This window comes from Stenotrophomonas maltophilia group sp. SKK55 (assembly GCF_057179845.1).
Genome location: NZ_JBXUHP010000018.1, coordinates 771,104 through 787,732, shown reverse-complemented (window position 1 = coordinate 787,732; position 16,629 = coordinate 771,104). Strand labels below are relative to the sequence as shown.

The 16,629-nt window shown below is 63.2% G+C and carries 17 protein-coding genes; 10 read left to right on the top strand and 7 right to left on the bottom strand.

Features of this window, described 5'->3' with window-relative positions; genetic code table 11:
• Nucleotides 1–48 precede the first annotated feature (48 nt).
• On the bottom strand, nt 49–1,026 hold the full coding sequence (locus AC2A1N_RS12695) for a hypothetical protein (RefSeq protein WP_033833389.1): 978 nt from the start codon (nt 1,024–1,026) through the stop codon (nt 49–51).
• A gap of 34 nt (nt 1,027–1,060) precedes the next feature.
• Nucleotides 1,061–1,417 (bottom strand): HNH endonuclease, encoded by a 357-nt coding sequence (locus AC2A1N_RS12690; protein ID WP_032960326.1) that lies wholly within the window; start codon nt 1,415–1,417, stop codon nt 1,061–1,063.
• Nucleotides 1,418–1,686: 269 nt separating this feature from the next.
• On the opposite strand from AC2A1N_RS12690, the gene AC2A1N_RS12685 reads away from it, so the two are divergent.
• The 3 genes from AC2A1N_RS12685 (at nt 1,687) to AC2A1N_RS12675 (ending at nt 5,168) form a co-directional block, all read left to right on the top strand.
• The gene (locus AC2A1N_RS12685; protein WP_080264260.1) at nt 1,687–2,184 is read left to right on the top strand and encodes a Csu type fimbrial protein; all 498 of its coding nucleotides are present in this window, start codon (nt 1,687–1,689) and stop codon (nt 2,182–2,184) included.
• Between the two features lie 116 nt (nt 2,185–2,300).
• Nucleotides 2,301–2,957 (top strand): fimbria/pilus periplasmic chaperone, encoded by a 657-nt coding sequence (locus tag AC2A1N_RS12680; protein WP_197624142.1) that lies wholly within the window; start codon nt 2,301–2,303, stop codon nt 2,955–2,957.
• A gap of 9 nt (nt 2,958–2,966) precedes the next feature.
• Nucleotides 2,967–5,168, top strand: a complete 2,202-nt coding sequence (locus tag AC2A1N_RS12675; RefSeq protein ID WP_484372413.1) for a fimbria/pilus outer membrane usher protein — start codon at nt 2,967–2,969, stop codon at nt 5,166–5,168.
• Here AC2A1N_RS12675 and AC2A1N_RS12670 read toward each other — a convergent pair.
• The gene (locus tag AC2A1N_RS12670) at nt 5,165–5,998 is read right to left on the bottom strand and encodes a hypothetical protein (RefSeq protein WP_008267208.1); all 834 of its coding nucleotides are present in this window, start codon (nt 5,996–5,998) and stop codon (nt 5,165–5,167) included. The genes AC2A1N_RS12675 and AC2A1N_RS12670 overlap by 4 nt on opposite strands.
• 144 nt (nt 5,999–6,142) lie before the next feature.
• On the opposite strand from AC2A1N_RS12670, the gene AC2A1N_RS12665 reads away from it, so the two are divergent.
• Complete coding sequence (locus tag AC2A1N_RS12665) at nt 6,143–6,595, top strand: BLUF domain-containing protein (protein WP_040008429.1); 453 nt, start codon at nt 6,143–6,145, stop codon at nt 6,593–6,595.
• A 39-nt stretch (nt 6,596–6,634) separates the two neighbouring features.
• On the opposite strand, the gene AC2A1N_RS12660 is transcribed toward AC2A1N_RS12665, so the two are convergent.
• Nucleotides 6,635–6,997, bottom strand: coding sequence for a response regulator (locus AC2A1N_RS12660; protein ID WP_008264577.1), 363 nt, complete (start codon nt 6,995–6,997; stop codon nt 6,635–6,637).
• Between the two features lies 1 nt (nt 6,998).
• Nucleotides 6,999–8,141: a two-component system sensor histidine kinase NtrB gene (locus AC2A1N_RS12655; RefSeq protein ID WP_008267080.1), complete on the bottom strand. Its 1,143-nt coding sequence runs from the start codon at nt 8,139–8,141 to the stop codon at nt 6,999–7,001.
• A gap of 161 nt (nt 8,142–8,302) precedes the next feature.
• Here AC2A1N_RS12655 and AC2A1N_RS12650 point away from each other — a divergent pair, with 161 nt between their 5' ends.
• Nucleotides 8,303–8,680, top strand: a complete 378-nt coding sequence (locus AC2A1N_RS12650; protein WP_197624148.1) for a response regulator — start codon at nt 8,303–8,305, stop codon at nt 8,678–8,680.
• A 45-nt stretch (nt 8,681–8,725) separates the two neighbouring features.
• On the opposite strand, the gene AC2A1N_RS12645 is transcribed toward AC2A1N_RS12650, so the two are convergent.
• On the bottom strand, nt 8,726–10,591 hold the full coding sequence (locus AC2A1N_RS12645) for a YbhB/YbcL family Raf kinase inhibitor-like protein (protein ID WP_484372409.1): 1,866 nt from the start codon (nt 10,589–10,591) through the stop codon (nt 8,726–8,728).
• Nucleotides 10,592–10,721: 130 nt separating this feature from the next.
• Here AC2A1N_RS12645 and AC2A1N_RS12640 point away from each other — a divergent pair, with 130 nt between their 5' ends.
• The 5 genes from AC2A1N_RS12640 to AC2A1N_RS12620 all read left to right on the top strand — a co-directional run bounded on the left by AC2A1N_RS12640 (nt 10,722) and on the right by AC2A1N_RS12620 (nt 15,690).
• On the top strand, nt 10,722–11,231 hold the full coding sequence (locus tag AC2A1N_RS12640; protein WP_024957537.1) for a ferritin-like domain-containing protein: 510 nt from the start codon (nt 10,722–10,724) through the stop codon (nt 11,229–11,231).
• Between the two features lie 84 nt (nt 11,232–11,315).
• The gene (gene ku, locus AC2A1N_RS12635) at nt 11,316–12,260 is read left to right on the top strand and encodes a non-homologous end joining protein Ku (RefSeq protein WP_024957538.1); all 945 of its coding nucleotides are present in this window, start codon (nt 11,316–11,318) and stop codon (nt 12,258–12,260) included.
• A gap of 18 nt (nt 12,261–12,278) precedes the next feature.
• A complete protein-coding gene (locus AC2A1N_RS12630; protein WP_064485349.1) occupies nt 12,279–12,455 on the top strand; it encodes a DUF3606 domain-containing protein in 177 nt (58 codons plus the stop codon).
• A 12-nt stretch (nt 12,456–12,467) separates the two neighbouring features.
• Nucleotides 12,468–15,014: a DNA ligase D gene (gene ligD / locus AC2A1N_RS12625; RefSeq protein WP_064237928.1), complete on the top strand. Its 2,547-nt coding sequence runs from the start codon at nt 12,468–12,470 to the stop codon at nt 15,012–15,014.
• 106 nt (nt 15,015–15,120) lie between these two features.
• Nucleotides 15,121–15,690 carry a DUF488 domain-containing protein gene (locus tag AC2A1N_RS12620; RefSeq protein ID WP_080473117.1) on the top strand — a complete coding sequence of 190 codons (570 nt, stop codon included), beginning with the start codon at nt 15,121–15,123 and terminating at the stop codon, nt 15,688–15,690.
• A gap of 654 nt (nt 15,691–16,344) precedes the next feature.
• Here AC2A1N_RS12620 and AC2A1N_RS12615 read toward each other — a convergent pair.
• The gene (locus AC2A1N_RS12615) at nt 16,345–16,623 is read right to left on the bottom strand and encodes a membrane protein (protein ID WP_024957542.1); all 279 of its coding nucleotides are present in this window, start codon (nt 16,621–16,623) and stop codon (nt 16,345–16,347) included.
• Between the last annotated feature and the right edge of the window lie 6 nt (nt 16,624–16,629).

The window sequence follows — 16,629 nt, the reverse complement described above, 5'->3', positions numbered from 1 at the left end:
TCGGAATCCTTCTGCTGGCTCATCCCCGGCCTATTTTTTTGCCTGGTGTCAGGCCTCGCCTCGCTGGGCTTGGCGGTCCTTGGTGAGCGCAACCGCCTCCTCATACGTGGCTGCTTTGCCGCTAAGAAGCAGATCCAACGCGACCCGGTGCCGGGCGGTGTAGTAAATGTTCCCCAGTGGCAACACCGTCGCTGGACGCATCGCGGGGCCAAGGGTGTAGACGAAGTGCGGAGAATGGGTTTCCGGCCAATGCGGGTCTACGTCCTGAAGCCGATCAACCGTGTCTACGCGCTCGATGAAGTGGACACTTCGGAACTGCGATAGGTAGCGGAAGCCGATGTAGGCCGGCGGGACAGTGGGCCAGCCATTGCCACCGATGGGATGGAAATACTTGCCCTGCTTGGTGACGACATCGATCCAGGTCAGCTCTTGAGAGCTGGGCATCAAGTCTCGGCTTAGCGAAACCACATAGGCGAGCGAGTCAAACGCGTTGGAGGTCATTCCGTATTCCGATAGGTGCAAGGCGAGCTGGTCCAGCCACAAGCGTTCGATTTGGTTTCTGGTCGCAGCATGAGCCCGCTTCGCCATGGCACGGATTTCAGACCAGGAGAGGTGATCGACGGGGATGCCCTTGACGTCCGCGGGAAGGTGCCTAACGGCCCAATCCTTCCGAGCCGCGCTGACCGAGATGAGCCGCTTGTGCTGCACATTCGAGTCGGCCAAGCGATGGACATACCGGGCAAGTTGCGCATGCGTGGCCACCTGCCAGTGTCGCTTGGCTTCAAACACCAGATGAAAGGCCGTGCCTGAAAGAACCTCCAAATCAGTGAACCCGCGATCCTTCATGCCGAACTCTTGGCTGGAAAGCGCCACCTGTGCCAACGGATCAAGCCCCATGGCACCGAAGAGCTCCGCACGAAGCGCTGCGGACTGCTCCAGGCACCATCCCAGGGCATAGGTGCCCGCGTTCTCATCGCAGCCGGCTAGCCCAAAGCAACTGACGGGTTCTGCCCCCCGAATCAACATCAAAGCCTCCTTGCAGTGGGGCAAGGCATCGCCCCTACTGGGTCGACTGATGTTGCCAGAACTTCTGGTTTTGGGGCCACCACTTCCCCGCGTTGACGCGCCTCATCACGAGCGCGCGGAAAGCATCGGGGGAAGGGGCTGGCCCCTTCCGCTTATGCCTGCACTGGTTGCATCGGGCATGTGCGGCCACCACGTTCCCGGACACGTCTCGGCCCCCGTCTTGCTGGGCCAGCAGGTGTTCGGCGGTGCACTGAAAGGCTTGAGCCTTGCGGGACTTCAGTCCCAGTTCTGATGGAGCTTCGAGCCACATCGGCAGACCGCAATAGAAGCAGCGGCCAGACTGGGCATGGAAGGCGGATGTGCGGATGGATTTGAGGCGCTTGGTCGTCATGGATGGCTCCGGAATCGAAAAAAAGATTCCCGCGCCCCCATTGGGTGGACCTCGGGCACCCGGAGCCTACTGGCATGCGGGCACAACACCGACGCTTCTGCGACCGGCGGTTGCTTTTTAGCTTACTCGTGCCTTCGGTGCAAGCGCTTGGGTTGGCGCCTCCAAATCTTGTTGCCCGATCCTCTTGCGGAAATGGATTTATCGAGTATTGGTGAAGCAAGCCCAATCCGGGCCACTTTCCCTTTCCCTAAATCCGAGGATGATTTTTCATGCGCAAGACCCTTTCTTTTTCTCTGGCCTTGATGGCCGCGTTTTCTGCCGCTTCGGCGTCCGCCGCCGACGTCACCGAAGACTTGATGATTTCTGCGACCGTGAACAACGAGTGCAGCATGCTCGTGACCCAGCTGGGCGGCGGTGAATACAACGGCTTGGCGTCCGGCACGCAGGGCTATTCCAATGGTGCGTTGATGGTTCGCTGCAACCAAGGCACCGCCTTCAGCATCGTGCCCGGCGATGGGTTGAACTACGGCGCCGCGATTGCTCGTCCCAATCACCGCGCCGTGTCCGATGGGGCCGGAAACTTCGTCGCCTACGGCCTCTTCAAAGATCCTGGTGCCAGCCAAGTGTGGGGCAGTGGGGCCGATGCTTGGGAGGGCGTGGGGACCGGTGAGCAGCAGATGATCGGCATCGGTTATGCCTTCTACGATTTGAACAAGGTGCCCGGCGGGACCTTCTCCGACACCATTGCGGTCACCCTGACTTACTGACCCTCAAAGGGTTTCTACCAAACCCCCGGATATCTCCGGGGGTTTTCTTTTGAGGGTGGGTTGACAACTTTGAATGTTTTGGTTGGATCAAAGGAGGTGATCGGTTTGGAGGAGTGATGTTGAAGCGTTTGTTGGCCGTTTCGTTGTGCTCATTGTTCGCCGTGCCTGCGTGGGCGGGAAATGTGTCGTTGTTTCCCACGAGCATCGTGGCGCCGGCTGGGGAAAAATCGGGCGCGTTGACCTTGGAAAACCACGGGGACAGCCCCGAGCGCTTTCAGGTGACGGTGCTGGACTGGTCCCAAGATCCCAGCGGGCAGGACGTGACCAGCCCAGCTACAACCGTGCTTGCGGCGCCGTCCATTGTCGAAATCCCACCTGGGTCCCGCCGGGCCGTGCGGTTGGTCCGCACCCAGAGCGTCGGCGCCCCCGGCTACTACCGCGTGCTGCTGCGCCAGTTGCCCCAGCCGTCCACGGCGGGCCAAGTGCAGTTGTTGATCCACCAGAACCTGCCGGTGGGGTTTGAAGACGCCAAGGCCGGTCCTCCGGTGCTCACGGCCCGCTTCACCGCCGACGGCCTTCTGCTGACCAACACCGGTTCGACCGCTGCGCGCCTGACCGCCGTCGGTCCTCAAGGCATGCCGGCATGGCGCGAAGGGGCGTTGGGATGGGTATTGCCGGGGCAGAGCAAATCCGTGGAGCTCAAGCCCGGCCAGCGAGCCGCCTCGGTCACCGTCACGGTCAACGGGACCCCCGTCGCCGTCCCCGCAAACTAAGGGCAACGCATGCGGCGGGGAAGCGTCCTGGGCCTCGCGCTGGCCCTGTCCATCGGCAGCGCGCACGCGGCCATCCCAGACGGGGTGGAGCCGGTGCTGGCCGCGCCAATCCGGGCCAACGGGCTGCCCGCGAAGGACCCCGTGTTGCTCTGGCAGCAAAGTGGGGCCTGGGTGGCCGAATCCACGACCTGGCAGCAGCTCGGCGTGACCCTTCGCCCGGGCGAGGAGGGCCAGGACCTGACCGACCAAGCCTTGGGCGTGACCGTGGCTTACACCCCCGAGAACGCCACCGTCCAGCTCACCATTCCGGCTGACCGCAAGCCGGCGCAGCAGCTCAGCCAGCACGGCACTCCGGTTTCTCAGGTGTCGCCCGGCATCGGTGGCTTCTTGGTCAACTACAACGTCGCCACCCAGATTGCACGCGGCCAACAGGCCACGTCCTTGGCGCTGGACGCGCGCACGGGCGGCCGTTGGGGTGTGGTCTCCACCACCGGGCAGCTCAACCAATCCCCCAATGGGTTTGGCATGCGCCGCGGCGTGACGGCCTGGCAGAAAGACGACCTGCAGCGCCAACGGACCTGGCAAGCCGGCGATGTCTACGCCACGCCCCGCATCGGCCCCGTGGCGCTGGGCGGCATTCGCCTCGCGCAGGACCCGGCAGCCCTGGATCCGCTCACGCCGACGTGGCCCGTCCCGACCTTGGGGGGCATCGCGTTGGATCCGGGGCAGGTCAAGGTCCTGTCCAACCAAGCCGAAATCACGCGCCAGGACGTCAAGGCCGGCCCCTTCACCGTGGACGGTCGAAACGTGGCCCTGGGAGCCAGCCAAACGGCCGTGGTCGTGCGCGACGCCTACGGCCGGGAAACCGCCGTTTCCACTGCACGCCTCTACGTCGCCCCAACCCTGCTGCGCCCCGGGCTCTCCGCGTGGGAAATCGCCGCCGGCCAGGTCCGCGAAGACGAAAACCGCTACGGCACGGCCGGCGTCAGCGCTTCCTGGGCCAAGGGCGTCAACGACCGCTGGACCATCCGAGCCGGTGGCCAGCTGGACGAGAACGGCAAGGGCAACGTCACCGTGGGTTCCACCTGGGCCCCGGGCACCTGGGGCGTGCTCGACGGGGAGGTGGGGCGCTCAAGCGACGGCGGGACGCGTTGGGCTGCTGCCTACGACTACCGAGGGCCCACCTTTGGCCTGCGGCTGGAACACGAAGAAAACGACGGTTTCTGGCGACTGCAGATCGAGACGGCGCTGCCCATCGCTTCGCGCACCCAAGCCAGCGTTTCCTACCGCCCGGATCGCCGCTTCACTTTGCGTGGCATCTACAGCGCCATCGACACGGGGCGCTCCAGCCTGGCCTTCGCTTCCTTGGGCGTGAGCGCGAACCTGGGCACTGCAGGCCAGGTGTCCGCCAACGTGCTGAAGGACCTCAACGGCGGCGATCTCCAGGTATCGGCGACCTACACGTATCGCTTCGGCAGCAAGGCCAGCGTGGGTGTGCGGGCCCGCCAGGCCCCAGGCCAGGATGCCCTGACCACCCGAGCGACCTACCGCACCGAGGGCGGCCTTCGCGTGGCTGCAGAGCACACCGAGGGCGATCAGGGCAGCACCCAGGCCACGGCGGATGCCATGACGCGTTACGGCGACGCCCGGATCATGCTGGACCGCTACGACGGGCAAACCCAGGTGGCGGCCAACTTCTCCGGCGCCGTGTTCCTGGACCACCGCGGCGTGGCCTTCGGGCGACCCGCCTACGCCAGCTTCGCCGTGGTGGATGTGCCGGGCCAAGCGGGCGTGCCGGTGCGGGTCAACGGCGCACCGGTCGGCCAGACCAACAAGCAAGGCCGCGTGCTGGTCACCGACGTTCCCTCCTTGCTGCCCACCACCGTCAGCCTCAAGGACAAGGAGCTGCCGGTGGGCGTGGAGATCGGGGAGACCGAAAAGCAATCGGTGGCCCCCCGCCAAGGCGGTGTGCGGGTGACCTTCCCCGTGCTGACGCAGAACGCCCGGGCCTTCACTCTGACAGGGGCCAGCATCGCGCCGGGCACCCTGGCATCTACGCCGAACGAACAAGCAATGGTGGGCTACGACGGAGCGCTCTACCTGGAACACCCCGAGCCGGGGATGGCCGTTGAGGTGTCGGACGTGTGCAAAGCCGTGTTGCCGTCTCCACTGCTGGGCGTGGACGAAGTGGCGAAGTTAAGGTGCAACTAGCCGCTCAGATCTCCCTCGCGAGTGGGCGGCACCCCTAGCACTCTTGCCTTTGCAGCAATGACTGCGCAAACGGTCAACCCACATTCCGGGCAAACCGCAGGCTTGAGGAGCCTCTCTGGCAAGATAGGAACGATGGCCCCGCATTCGCAGCGCAGCCCCAGGGCTTCGACCTTCTGCACCCGTCGCTCCGGGTCCCCCTTGATGGCCAAATAGCTCGAGTTGCACTTGGTATTCGGGCAGAAAACGGGCTTGTCCCCCGCTTGCTCTGCCGGGCCGAGAATCAGCACATGGCCGCAGTCGACGCATTTGCCCGTCGCGAGATCCTTGCCGGCAGCGATCAGCGTCGAGCTCGCAACCTCTTCCAGCTCACCGATGAGAACACGGAGCCTTTCGATCTTCGGCCGTGCGTTCGTCAGATCTTTGCGCAAATGGAGAAAGCTCCCCAACGAGTTGTAGTAACTGCGAAACTTGCCCCAAGGAATGCGTTTGGCCTCGCCTATCGGCAAAAAATCCTTGTCCTTGAAAGCGGCCTTCAAGTCAGTTGAGGCGAAATCGAGGTCTTCGGGCAGCGGCGTGACCGAGATGGAAAAGCTGGCTGTTTGATCAGAGTTGGGGTCGAACGTGGCCAGCATTTTGATGATCTGGTCCGGTCGCCATTCGCGAGCAAGCTCGGTGGAAACGTCTTCACCGTATGCAGCCAAGTTCTGATAAGCCACAGATTCCAAGCAGAATCGTAGTTCCAGCGCGGCGTAGATGAATGACGCGTCATCGCCCCTGCTGATTAGTTCTTTAGCCGTGCTTAAACGTTCCGCGATGTTGTAAAGGGCCATAATCAAAGGTTACTCGATTGGAACTCGGGATCAAGTTAACAGCCGCCTGTAGGCACTATCTCCCAACGAGATTGCCTAAATGCGTGGGCGGGACTAGAGTTCGTGGAAGGGGGGATGGCCAGACCAGTTGAGAAGGAGCGCCCAATGCCCATCAGGGCCGTGGTGTATGTCAGCGAGGCATCCGACGCGTTGCGCGGCGATCTGCTTGGCCTCCGGAGCGGCAAGCTCCAGGAGCTGGTCGACGACGCAACTCGATTTAACCGGGACGCAGGTGTCAGTGGGGTGCTCTTGTTCGACGGCACGCGCTTCCTCCAATACATGGAAGGCCCCCCGGACGGGTTGGACGTGGCGTTCTCAAGGGTGCTCGGAGCCTCGAGTCATCACGATCTGATCGAACTGCAAAGAGGGACGATCAAGGATCGCCGCTTGCCTTACTGGCCTATGCGCTGGTTGCCTGTGGAAGTCAAAGAGTTGAGCGAGGTCGCGGTGGGCGACTGGGCTGGTTTCAAGGTGCGCGGGGATGGAGAAGCGTTGAACGCAACGGCGATCGACCGGCTGCTGTTCCTAGTGAGCAGACGCGCACTGGTAGGACGATGAACCAGTGGCGACCGCCTGGCCGCGCAAGGAATCCGCCCCCTACGTGCAGCCCAAGTCTTCGTGGATCGCCGTAACAAGCTGTCGGAAGCGGTAAGGCTTCGGGAGAAATCGAACGTTCTCGGGCAGCGGGGGCAGCTGCGAGCGTTGAAGGCCAGACGCGAGCATGACGCGGGCCTGGGGTTGAGCAACCGCGGCTTCCGCCGCGACCTCCAGCCCGTCGGCGCTGTCCGGCATGTTGAAGTCGGTCACTACCACCGCGAACTTGGCGCTGCCGCGCAGGAGGACGAGGGCCTCGTCCCCGTTGCTGGCGGGAGTGACTTGGAAGCCCTGAGAGGTCAGGGCCTCGACGACGACGCTGCGGAGATCGTCTTCGTCTTCAACAAACAACACGTGGATCGGCATCTCAATGCTCTGGTGCGGGGAAGCAAAGGCTAACGCGGGTTCCCTTCCCAAGCTCGCTCTGGAGCTCGGTGAACCCGCCGGACTGGGCCGTGAAGCCAAACACTTGGCTCAAGCCCAGCCCGCTGCCCCTTCCAATGGGTTTGGTGGTGAAAAACGGTTCAAATACCCTGGCCTGCTGGTCTGCCTCAATCCCTGAACCGTCGTCTCGGATGCTCAGGCAGATGTAAGGTCTTTCACTGGTGTTGGGCAACGTAGGATCACGGGTTTGCCGCGCAGACGCCGTGATGAGGATCGTTCCGCCCTTCGGCATGGCGTCGCGGCTGTTGCACACCAGGTTAAGGATTGCGGCCTCCAGCTGTGCCTTGTCCAGCGACAGGGTCGGAAGGCCCCGGGAAACTTCGACGGTCAATGCGATCGCGTCGCCGGCGGAGCGGCGCAGCATCGCTTCGCATTCGGCCATCAAGGCGGCCAAGTCGACTGCCTCTGGCACCAAGGTTTGTCCCTTGCCGAAGGTCAGCAACTGCCGAGTCAGAAGGGCCCCGCGCTCGGCGGCCCGCTGCGCGGTATCGATGAGCTTGGCCACGCCTCCGTTTTTCACCCGCAGGCTGATGAGGTCTAAACAGTTGGCCACGATGGTCAACAGGTTGTTGAAATCGTGGGCCAAGCCGAGCGTGAACTTGCCGATGGCCTCCATCTTCTGCGCCTGCAGGAGATCGCGCTGGGCTTGGAGCAGCTGCTCCTGCGCTTCGTGGCGCTGGGTGATGTCGCGGGTGATTTTGGCAAACCCCACCAGTTCCCCGTCTTCCCAGATGGGATCGATCACGACGCTGGCACGAAAGCGGGTCCCGTCCTGCCGCAATCGCCAGCCCTCGGCGACGTAGCGCCCTTCTAAGGCCGCGGTCCGCAGGTTTCGCTCTGGTAGGCCGGCTTGGGCCTCCTCGGGCAGGTAGAAGCGGGAAAAGTTGGTGCCGACCACGTCGGCAGCCTGGTAGCCCTTGATTCGTTGCCCACCCGGGTTCCAGGTCTGGATCACCCCGCTGGGGTCGAGCATGTATAGGGCGTAGTCGGTGACCGAGTTCACCAGCAGGGCAAACTGCCGGCTCTCGTCCCTCAAATCGGTTTTCGCTTTCGCTGGTTGGTTCATGGGTCATCCTCTCGGCAGGGCCACCGAAGGGCGACAGAGTGCGCAGTGTAGAAGAGCGACGGCCGTCATCCTTTTGCGCCCTCTTAACAAATCGGGCGAGCCCTCGGGCCACACTGTCCAATCGTGGCACATCCACTCAGAGCGCTTGTAGGGAGAAAGTCATGGGATTGGACGGCAAAGCAGTAAGGGTTCTTCTTGTAGAGGACGAACCCACTCTCATGATGGTCTTGGAGCAGGCCATTGCCCAAGTCGGCTACGACGTCTCCAAGACGGCCGAAGATTTGCCCACAGCCTTGGTATGCGCCGAGGAGGCGGCCTTCGATGTTGCGGTGCTGGACGTCAACTTGAACGGGGTCGAGTCTTACCCCGTGGCCGATCGCTTGGTCGAGTTGGGGGTGCCGTTCCTGTTTACGACCGGCCTTGGGGCCAACCGGCTGCCCGAACGCTTCAAAGGCACGCCCTTCCTTGAAAAGCCGTTCCGCCTGAAAGAGATCGCCGCCGCCCTCCAGTCCCTTTGCCACGAACTGGAGGTTCACTGAGTTTCCGGGCCTTGGGCGCCGGTCGGGACCTTCGGGTCCCTTTTTTTATTTCAGCGGGGCCTCGACCTGCTGGTAGGTTCCCACAGTCTTGCTCATGCCCAGAATGTGGCCCTTCGCGGCCTTTAGCACTTCGTCCCGCGTCGCGCCGGCCTTCAGATCAAGCACGGTGTCCAAGGCCAACAGCTGGAAGTGGTAATGGTGCGGTGGATCGCCCACAGGCGGTTTGGGGCCGAAATAGCCCACCGATCCTCGGCTGTTCGCCCCCTGCAGCATTCCCTCCGGTTTCAGAAGCCGCGGATCGACCGGCAGGCCCTCGGGCAGCGATTGCTCGGTGGCTGGGATGTTGTAAGCGACCCAGTGAACGAAGGGTTTGACGTTGGCTGCATCCGGATCCTCCATGATCAGCGCATAGGACTTGGCACCAGGCACCGGGCTCCAAGAAAGAGCGGGCGATGCATCGTCGTGATACGCGCTGAAGCGGGGAGGCAATGCTTGGCCCGAGGAGAACGACGGGGAGCGGAACTCGAACGTGGCGGCTTTGCCGATCCGATCCTTGGCCAACGGCACGCCCGAGCCTTGATTGACTTGGGCCATCAAGGGCCCGCTAGGCACTGCGGTCGCGGGGGAGGCGGACGCTTGGCCTGGGCCGTAAGTCACTCTGTAGATGACGCCGTTGGCATCGTCGCCGACCAAAAGTGCACCGCCCTTCGTCATCGCCAGACCGACGGGCCTTGCGATATGCGCCTGGCCGTTGTCGACCAGGAAGCCGGTCAAGAAGGGCTCAAACCCGACCGGCTCGCCGGCGTCGAAACGAACCCGCACCACCTCGTAGCCCGACGCAGGCTTGCGGTTCCAGGAACCGCGCATCGTCACGAAGGCGTCCCCCCGGTAAGCCGTCGGGAACTGCTGGCCGGTGTAGAACAGCATCTGCATGGGGGCCGCGTGGGCTGTGTAGCCGAGCACCATGGGCTCGCTTGTCGCCGCCCATTGCTGTTTGCTGATCTGCCCTGGCGGTGTGCTCTGGGGATTCACCCCGTCCTTGCCCCAGATGTGGGGCCAACCATACCTCTTTCCTTTCTGAATGCGGTTGAGCTCCTCGGGCTGCTCATCGTTGCCCAAGTAGTCGATGCCGTGATCCATCCCCCACAGCTCCCCCGTTTTGGAGTCCCAAGCAAAGCCGATGGTGTTCCGCAGGCCGCTGGCAAAGATGGACCGGCTCTTGCCATCCGGCGAGGACCTCAGCAGCGCCGCATGCTCGGGATTGGTCTCGTTGCACGCGTTACAGGACGAGCCCACGCTGATGTAGAGCATCTCATCAGGGCCAAAGGCCAGCGTGCGGTTGGGGTGCTGACCGCCATCGGGCAGGTCGTTGATGATCCGTTCCTCTGGACCCAACGTCCCGTCCGGGTGTATGGGGGCGCGATACACGTCGTTGGCCGTGGCGACATACAGCTGCCCGTTGGCGATGACCAGGCCGTGCGCCCCTGGCCGCGAGAAGACCACCTTCGGTTCGGCGTCCAAGGCTCCGTCTTCATTGGCATCCTCCAGCAACAGCACGTCGCCTTGATCTCGACGTGAGACATAAATCCGCCCGTCTGGTGCCACGGCGATGATCCGCGGATTCTGAAGGCCTTGCGCAAGGGGACGCACTTGGAAGCCACTGGGCACCGTCAGGGCCTGAACGCGCTCGGGCGTCGCATCTACCTTGGCGGGTTTGAACGTATGGACGTTGGCTTGGACGTCGGTTCCGTCCCCCTGCTGAGCGAAGGCGAGGGAGGGGGCCAAGAAGACGAGCAAAAGCGCGGAACGGGTCATGAGGATGGCCTGGCGCTGAGGAGCGTTCAGCATGTGGCGGGAGCGGTCAATGGCCTGCGAATGCGTTGCATGCGCGCCGTTCACCACGAGGGCCATCGATCTCCAGGCCCACGCACCGCCGGTCTGAGATGCTCCGCCGTTCGCCAAGCCTTCACTCGGGGATCGCTTGATCCGCATCCCAGCCTCGATACGGTAAGGCTTCGCCCGACACGAGAGGAAGACATCCATGGCAGAGCTCAAAGAGAACCTGTTGGACTGGCTGCGCGACGCACACGCGATGGAACAGCAAGCCGAAACCATGCTGAAGGGGCAGGCTTCGCGGATCGAGCACTACCCAGTGCTGAAGGCGCGCATTGAAGAGCACATTCAGGAAACCATTGGCCAGCGCGAACGGCTGGAAGGGTGCATCAAGCGCTTGGGCGGCTCGCCGTCGACCCTCAAGGACGTGATGGGCAAGATGGCAGCCTTCGGTCAGGCCGTCGGCGGCATGACGGCCTCCGACGAGATCGTCAAAGGCGCGATGGCCGGTTACGTCTTCGAGCATTTCGAGATCGCCTCCTACACGGCCCTGATCGCCGCAGCGAAGACGGTGGGCGATGCAGAAACGGCCCGGATCTGCGAAGAAATCCTCGTGCAGGAAGAGGCGATGGCCGACTGGCTGGCGGCCCACCTGCCCGAGGTGACCGAAGAGTTCATGGTGCGCGACGCCACGCCGGGCGTCGAAGCCAAAAAGTAACCGCTGCGCCGCGCCGGCCGGGTTCACGCCCGGCCGACGCGGCCGGGCCTACAACGAAAGGCCCTAGGATTGGAGGCGGCTGGCATGCCCAGGCCCATCTGGAGTGGTTCGTTGTCCTTCGGGCTGCTCAACGTTCCGGTGTCCCTCATGTCCGGCGAGCGTCGCATGGATCTGAGCTTTCGCATGTTGGACGCACGAAACAAAAAGCCCATTCGCTACGAGCGGGTCAACGCCGAAACCGGCGAAGAAGTGCCTTGGAAGGACATCGTCAAAGCCTTTGAATACGACAAGGGCAGCTACGTCGTCATAGAGAAAGAAGACATCGCCGCGGCCGCCCCCGAGACGCACGAGTCCATCGACGTGGAGGCCTTTGTCGACGCCGAGAGCATCGGGCTGAGGTTCTTCGAAAAGCCCTACATCTTGGTGCCCGGCAAGAAGGCCGAAAAGGGCTATGTCCTGCTCCGAGAGACCCTGAAGGAAACCGGCAAGGTGGGCATCGCCAGGGTGGTCATCCGCACGCGCGAATACATTTGCGCGGTGATGCCCGAAGGCGATGCGTTGATCATGATCCTGCTTCGCTACCCGCAGGAGTTGGTGGCTCCGGACGAATACAAACTGCCGCAGGGGGGGGCGTCGGACTACCGGGTTGCGCCCAAAGAGCTCGAAATGGCCAAGCAGCTGATTGAGAGCATGACCTCTGAGTGGGAGCCGGACAGCTACCAGGACGAGTTCCGCGAGCGCCTGTCCGACATCATCAAGAAGCGGGTGAAGCAGGCCGGAGCCACGACCACCTTCGAGGAACCGGAACATCGCGAGGACTCGGCGACCAACGTGGTGGACTTCATGGCGCTGCTCCAGAAGAGCTTGGAAACCAACAAGCGCACCCCGGCGAAAGCAACGCCGGTGAAGACCGCCTCCAAGTCCTCCACCAAAGACAGCAAGCCTGCCAAGAAGGCCGCCATAAAGAAGGCCCCAGCAAAGAAAGCCGCAAAGAAAGCCCCCGCCAAGAAGGCTCTAAAGAGCGCCTGATCACCCAAGGAGAATCCCATGAGCGACGACAAGAAGAACACCGGCAGCCCGGACCGCGACCGCATCAACGTCAACGAAGACTACGAGCTGCAGTATTGGACCAAGGCGCTGGGCGTGTCGGTCGATCAGGTCCGGGCCGCTGTCAAAGCCGTTGGCCCCACCGCTGCGGCCGTTCGCAAGCACTTGGGCAAGTAACGTGGCGCCGTCATGTCCTTGGTCGAATACCGTCGCAAGCGCCGCTTTGACCAGACCAACGAGCCCGAGCCTGGCAAAGCGCTGCCGCAAGGGCAGCGCGCCATTTTCGTGGTCCAACTTCACCACGCCAGCCGCCGGCACTACGACTTCCGGCTGCAAATCGGCGACGCCCTGAAGAGTTGGGCCGTCCCCAAGGGCCCTAGCTACGACCCCAAGGTCAAACGGATGGCGGTCGAAGTGGAAGACCATCCCGTCGACTACGCTAGCTTCGAAGGCGAGATCCCCAAGGGGCAATACGGCGGTGGGCACGTGGCCCAGTTTGATCACGGCGTTTGGGCCACCCAAGGAGACCCAGAGGCACAACTTGCCAAGGGTCACCTGCGATTCGAGCTGTTCGGCACCAAGCTCAAAGGCGGGTGGCACTTGGTCCGGTCCGGCAAACCGGCCCGTCAGCCGCAGTGGCTGTTGTTCAAGGACGACGATGCGTATGCGAGCGATCTGGAAGCGGACGATCTGCTCGCCGATGTGTCGGCGGCCCCAACGGCAGACATCAGGAGGGCCGGCGGCGGTAAAGCCGACAAGAAGAAGCTCAAAGCCCTCCCTGCAAAGCGTGCGCGACGGAAGAACTGGGCCAAGAAGGCCTTGGCCCTGCCCAAAGCGAAAGAGGCGGCTCCGCCTTCCGGCCCCTTCGAGCCCCAGTTGGCCAAGCTGGGGGAGGCCCCGCCGCAGGGCGACCAATGGGTCCATGAGATCAAGTGGGACGGGTATCGGATCCTCGCAACGGTCGCCGATGGGGCCGTCCGGCTCTGGTCCCGCAACGCGTTGGAGTGGACCGACAAGATCCCCGAGATACGCGACGCCGTGGCGGAGTTGGGCCTTACCTCTGCTGCCTTGGATGGCGAACTCATCGCCGGATCGGGCACCAAGGAGGACTTCAACCTGCTCCAGGCGACATTGTCCGGGGAGCGGCAAGGCGCGCTGGCCTACGCGCTCTTCGACCTGCTCCACATCGATGGCGTGGACGTGGCCGCAGCACCTCTGTTGGAGCGCAAGGCGCTCCTGCAGGAGCTGCTGGCGGGCCAGGCCGGCCACTTGGCCTTCAGCTCTCACGTCCAAGGCGACGGCAACGAAGCCTACCGCCTGGCTGGCGAACAGCACTTTGAAGGCATCATTTCCAAGCGCGCCGATCGCGGCTACCACCCCGGCCGCAGCGACGACTGGCGCAAGACCAAGCAGCTGGCCAGCGACGAGTTCGCCGTGGTCGGTTACACGGCCCCCAAGGGCAGCCGCAGCGGCTTTGGCTCGCTTTTACTGGCCAAGCCCGACGCCAAACACGGTTGGCTCTACGTGGGCCGGGTGGGCACCGGGTTCTCCGACGCCTTGATCAACGACGTGAGCAAGAGGATCCAAGGGGGAGGCAAGAAGCCGACGGCCTACGTGCCCACCGAGGACACCGATCTTCGCTCTGCCACGTGGTTCGAGCCGCGCTTCGTGGTGGAGGTGTTCTATCGCGGCATCGGGGGGCAGCAACTGCTGCGCCAAGCCTCCTTGAAAGCCGTGCGGGCCGACAAGGAAGTGAATGATTTGGCGGATTCGGATCGCGCCGCCCCGGCGAAACCGGCCCGTGGCAAACGGGCATCGGCGGCGTCTTCTGCCCGCAAGACCGCCGCAACGCCTCAAGTCGAACGCGTGCCCCCCAAACTGTCCTCCCCGAGCAAGGTCCTTTTCCCTGGCGACGGCTATACGAAGCAAGACGTTTGGGATTACTACTCGGCAGTGATGGATCACCTGCTGCCCGAGGTGATCAACCGGCCCTTGTCGATCATTCGCTGTCCCGCCGGCACTGGCAAGCCTTGCTTCTTCCAGAAGCACCACACCGCCGGGCTGGAGCTGGTGGACTCGGTCAAGCTGAAGGAGGACAGCGGCATCAACGCCCACTACCTCGTAGTGCGCGACGCGGCCAGCTTGCTGGAGCTGGTCCAGTTCAATGCCCTGGAGTTCCATCCGTGGGGAAGCCACGCGGAGGAGCCTGACCGTGCCGACCGGGTGGTATTCGATCTAGACCCCGGCCCAGATGTGCCTTTCGCGGAGGTAAAAAAGGCTGCCACTGATATCCGGAAGCTTCTGGCCCAACTAGAGCTGGAGTCCTTCCTGCGGGTATCCGGAGGCAAGGGCCTTCATGTCGTGGTGCCCTTGAATCCCGGGTGCGACTGGGACCTGACCAAGCGCTTCGCCAAAGGATTCGCCGACGCGTTGGCCCAGTCGGAACCTCAGCGGTTCTTGGCCACCGCCACCAAAGCCCTTCGAAACAAGCGGATCTTTGTCGACTACCTGCGTAACGGTCGAGGTGCCACCGCAGTGGCGTCGTATTCCCTGCGGGGTAGACCGGGCGCGCCTGTCGCGATGCCTCTGGCGTGGAGCGAGCTGCCAAACCTCAAACGGGCTGACGCGTTCACGATCAAGGACGTGCCGGGCAAGCTGAAACGTCGCCGCAAGGATCCCTGGGAGGGCATCGATGCGTTGAAGCAGAACTTGTCGAAATGGGCCCGAAACGACTAGCCGCTATCCCCGCGGTCGTGTCCGAGCGTAGACGGGCAGACGCGAGCGTCGTTGGCAGCTGCCGAGCACGTGATGAGCACGCGGGCTTGATGCCGGCTCCTGTCCAATGAGCCTCATGCAGTGCGATGCTCCCGCTCCGACCCCGGTGACCGTCTGGACCATCGGGCATTCCACTCGACCTTGGGACGAGTTCTTACGCCTGCTGTTCGCACAAGGCATCTCGGCGATCGCGGACGTGCGTCGTTTCCCAGGATCGCGTCGTCACCCTTGGTTCGCATCCGAGCAGATGGCTAAAACGCTGCCAGCGCACGGCGTGGAGTATCTTTGGATTCCTGAACTGGGCGGGCGGCGCAAGGTGCAGCCGGATTCGCCCAATGGTGCGTGGGACAACGCCGCGTTTCAGGGCTACGCAGACCACATGGCGACCGCCGAGTTCGCCGGCGGGCTATCGAAGGTGCTTGCGCTGGGGGGCGAACATCGGACCGCGCTGATGTGCGCGGAGGCACCGTGGTGGCGTTGCCACCGACGTCTCATCTCCGACCTGCTGACGCACCGGGGCCATGAGGTGCTGCACATCGTGTCCCACGCCGAACCCAAACCGCATCCGCTGAACCCGATGGCGCAGGCCGTCGGGCCAGCGCTTGTCTACCCACCGGCTCAGACGGAGCTGTTCTGAACCAACCAGTAGGGCGATCGCGTGTCGGGCCCGCCCGGCGCATTTTCTCCCTATCGAAGCTATGCGGACATGTCGGCTGCCTTGCAGTTGGCGCGCGCTTGCCGCACGGTGTTGTTGATAGACGACGGGCAGCCGCGCAACCCTGCCTGAATCGGCTTAGGCGGTCGTCCCTGGTCCCAGCTTCAGGTAATGGATCGGAGGCTGCCCCGTCAGAAAGTTGGCGTTCTCCTGAGGGATTCAGACTGGCTTTCGATCTTCATGTCTGCCATGAAGTAGTCTGGGATGGATGGTGAAGCGCAGGTTAGAAAACGATGCAAGGGGGAGGGGAGTGAGGAGTGCTCAGTATGATTCGCTTTGCAGCGCGCTCGATAGGATACATGGACGGCAAGCGCTGACGGATTTCGCCTCGGATTGGGGCCTCCACCGCAGTCCCAGCGAGGATGGCACAGTGGAGGTATGGAAAGGCGCGGCGATGGGGGCCGGCGTTGAGATCTTGTTGCTTCCGCCCGTGTCCGCTTCCAGCGACTGGGCCATCTCGACGCTGGTCACGGTCGGAGGCCGGGTCGAGGATGTCAGGCGACGTCCGTTTCGGATCTGACGAAGAGTGGCTGCTAAACGCCTACGACGGCCTTCCTTGGTGCAGCCAATACTGGGTCAGCAGGGAGGCGGCGCGCCGGTTCGCCGACGTCGACGCCAAGCCAGGACCTGTCCCACCACGGCCGTGAGCAGCAGCAGGGCATTGGTCACCACAAACACCGTTGACCCCAAAAGTGCACTGTAGGCGGTGAACAGGGTCGACGCGGTCATCTGACCGACAAACAGCCATTTGGAGACCGTTTCCGGATGGGGAGACTGCCACTGTTTGATCATTTGCCGGACCAACGTGGCTATCAACACGGCGGTTGCAGTCCAGCCAAGAACATCAGGATGCATGGCCGC

What these genes read in the sequence shown, in the direction of transcription:
- AC2A1N_RS12660 (WP_008264577.1), bottom strand. Translation starts at nt 6,997, where the DNA reads ATGCCGATCCACGTGTTGTTTGTTGAAGACGAAGACGATCTCCGCAGC.
- AC2A1N_RS12685 (WP_080264260.1), top strand. Translation starts at nt 1,687, where the DNA reads ATGCGCAAGACCCTTTCTTTTTCTCTGGCCTTGATGGCCGCGTTTTCT.
- AC2A1N_RS12640 (WP_024957537.1), top strand. Translation starts at nt 10,722, where the DNA reads ATGGCAGAGCTCAAAGAGAACCTGTTGGACTGGCTGCGCGACGCACAC.
- AC2A1N_RS12695 (WP_033833389.1), bottom strand. Translation starts at nt 1,026, where the DNA reads ATGTTGATTCGGGGGGCAGAACCCGTCAGTTGCTTTGGGCTAGCCGGC.
- AC2A1N_RS12645 (WP_484372409.1), bottom strand. Translation starts at nt 10,591, where the DNA reads ATGGCCCTCGTGGTGAACGGCGCGCATGCAACGCATTCGCAGGCCATT.
- AC2A1N_RS12650 (WP_197624148.1), top strand. Translation starts at nt 8,303, where the DNA reads ATGGGATTGGACGGCAAAGCAGTAAGGGTTCTTCTTGTAGAGGACGAA.
- AC2A1N_RS12630 (WP_064485349.1), top strand. Translation starts at nt 12,279, where the DNA reads ATGAGCGACGACAAGAAGAACACCGGCAGCCCGGACCGCGACCGCATC.
- AC2A1N_RS12670 (WP_008267208.1), bottom strand. Translation starts at nt 5,998, where the DNA reads ATGGCCCTTTACAACATCGCGGAACGTTTAAGCACGGCTAAAGAACTA.
- AC2A1N_RS12675 (WP_484372413.1), top strand. Translation starts at nt 2,967, where the DNA reads ATGCGGCGGGGAAGCGTCCTGGGCCTCGCGCTGGCCCTGTCCATCGGC.
- AC2A1N_RS12690 (WP_032960326.1), bottom strand. Translation starts at nt 1,417, where the DNA reads ATGACGACCAAGCGCCTCAAATCCATCCGCACATCCGCCTTCCATGCC.
- ligD (WP_064237928.1), top strand. Translation starts at nt 12,468, where the DNA reads ATGTCCTTGGTCGAATACCGTCGCAAGCGCCGCTTTGACCAGACCAAC.
- AC2A1N_RS12655 (WP_008267080.1), bottom strand. Translation starts at nt 8,141, where the DNA reads ATGAACCAACCAGCGAAAGCGAAAACCGATTTGAGGGACGAGAGCCGG.
- AC2A1N_RS12665 (WP_040008429.1), top strand. Translation starts at nt 6,143, where the DNA reads ATGCCCATCAGGGCCGTGGTGTATGTCAGCGAGGCATCCGACGCGTTG.
- AC2A1N_RS12680 (WP_197624142.1), top strand. Translation starts at nt 2,301, where the DNA reads ATGTTGAAGCGTTTGTTGGCCGTTTCGTTGTGCTCATTGTTCGCCGTG.
- AC2A1N_RS12615 (WP_024957542.1), bottom strand. Translation starts at nt 16,623, where the DNA reads ATGCATCCTGATGTTCTTGGCTGGACTGCAACCGCCGTGTTGATAGCC.
- ku (WP_024957538.1), top strand. Translation starts at nt 11,316, where the DNA reads ATGCCCAGGCCCATCTGGAGTGGTTCGTTGTCCTTCGGGCTGCTCAAC.
- AC2A1N_RS12620 (WP_080473117.1), top strand. Translation starts at nt 15,121, where the DNA reads ATGAGCCTCATGCAGTGCGATGCTCCCGCTCCGACCCCGGTGACCGTC.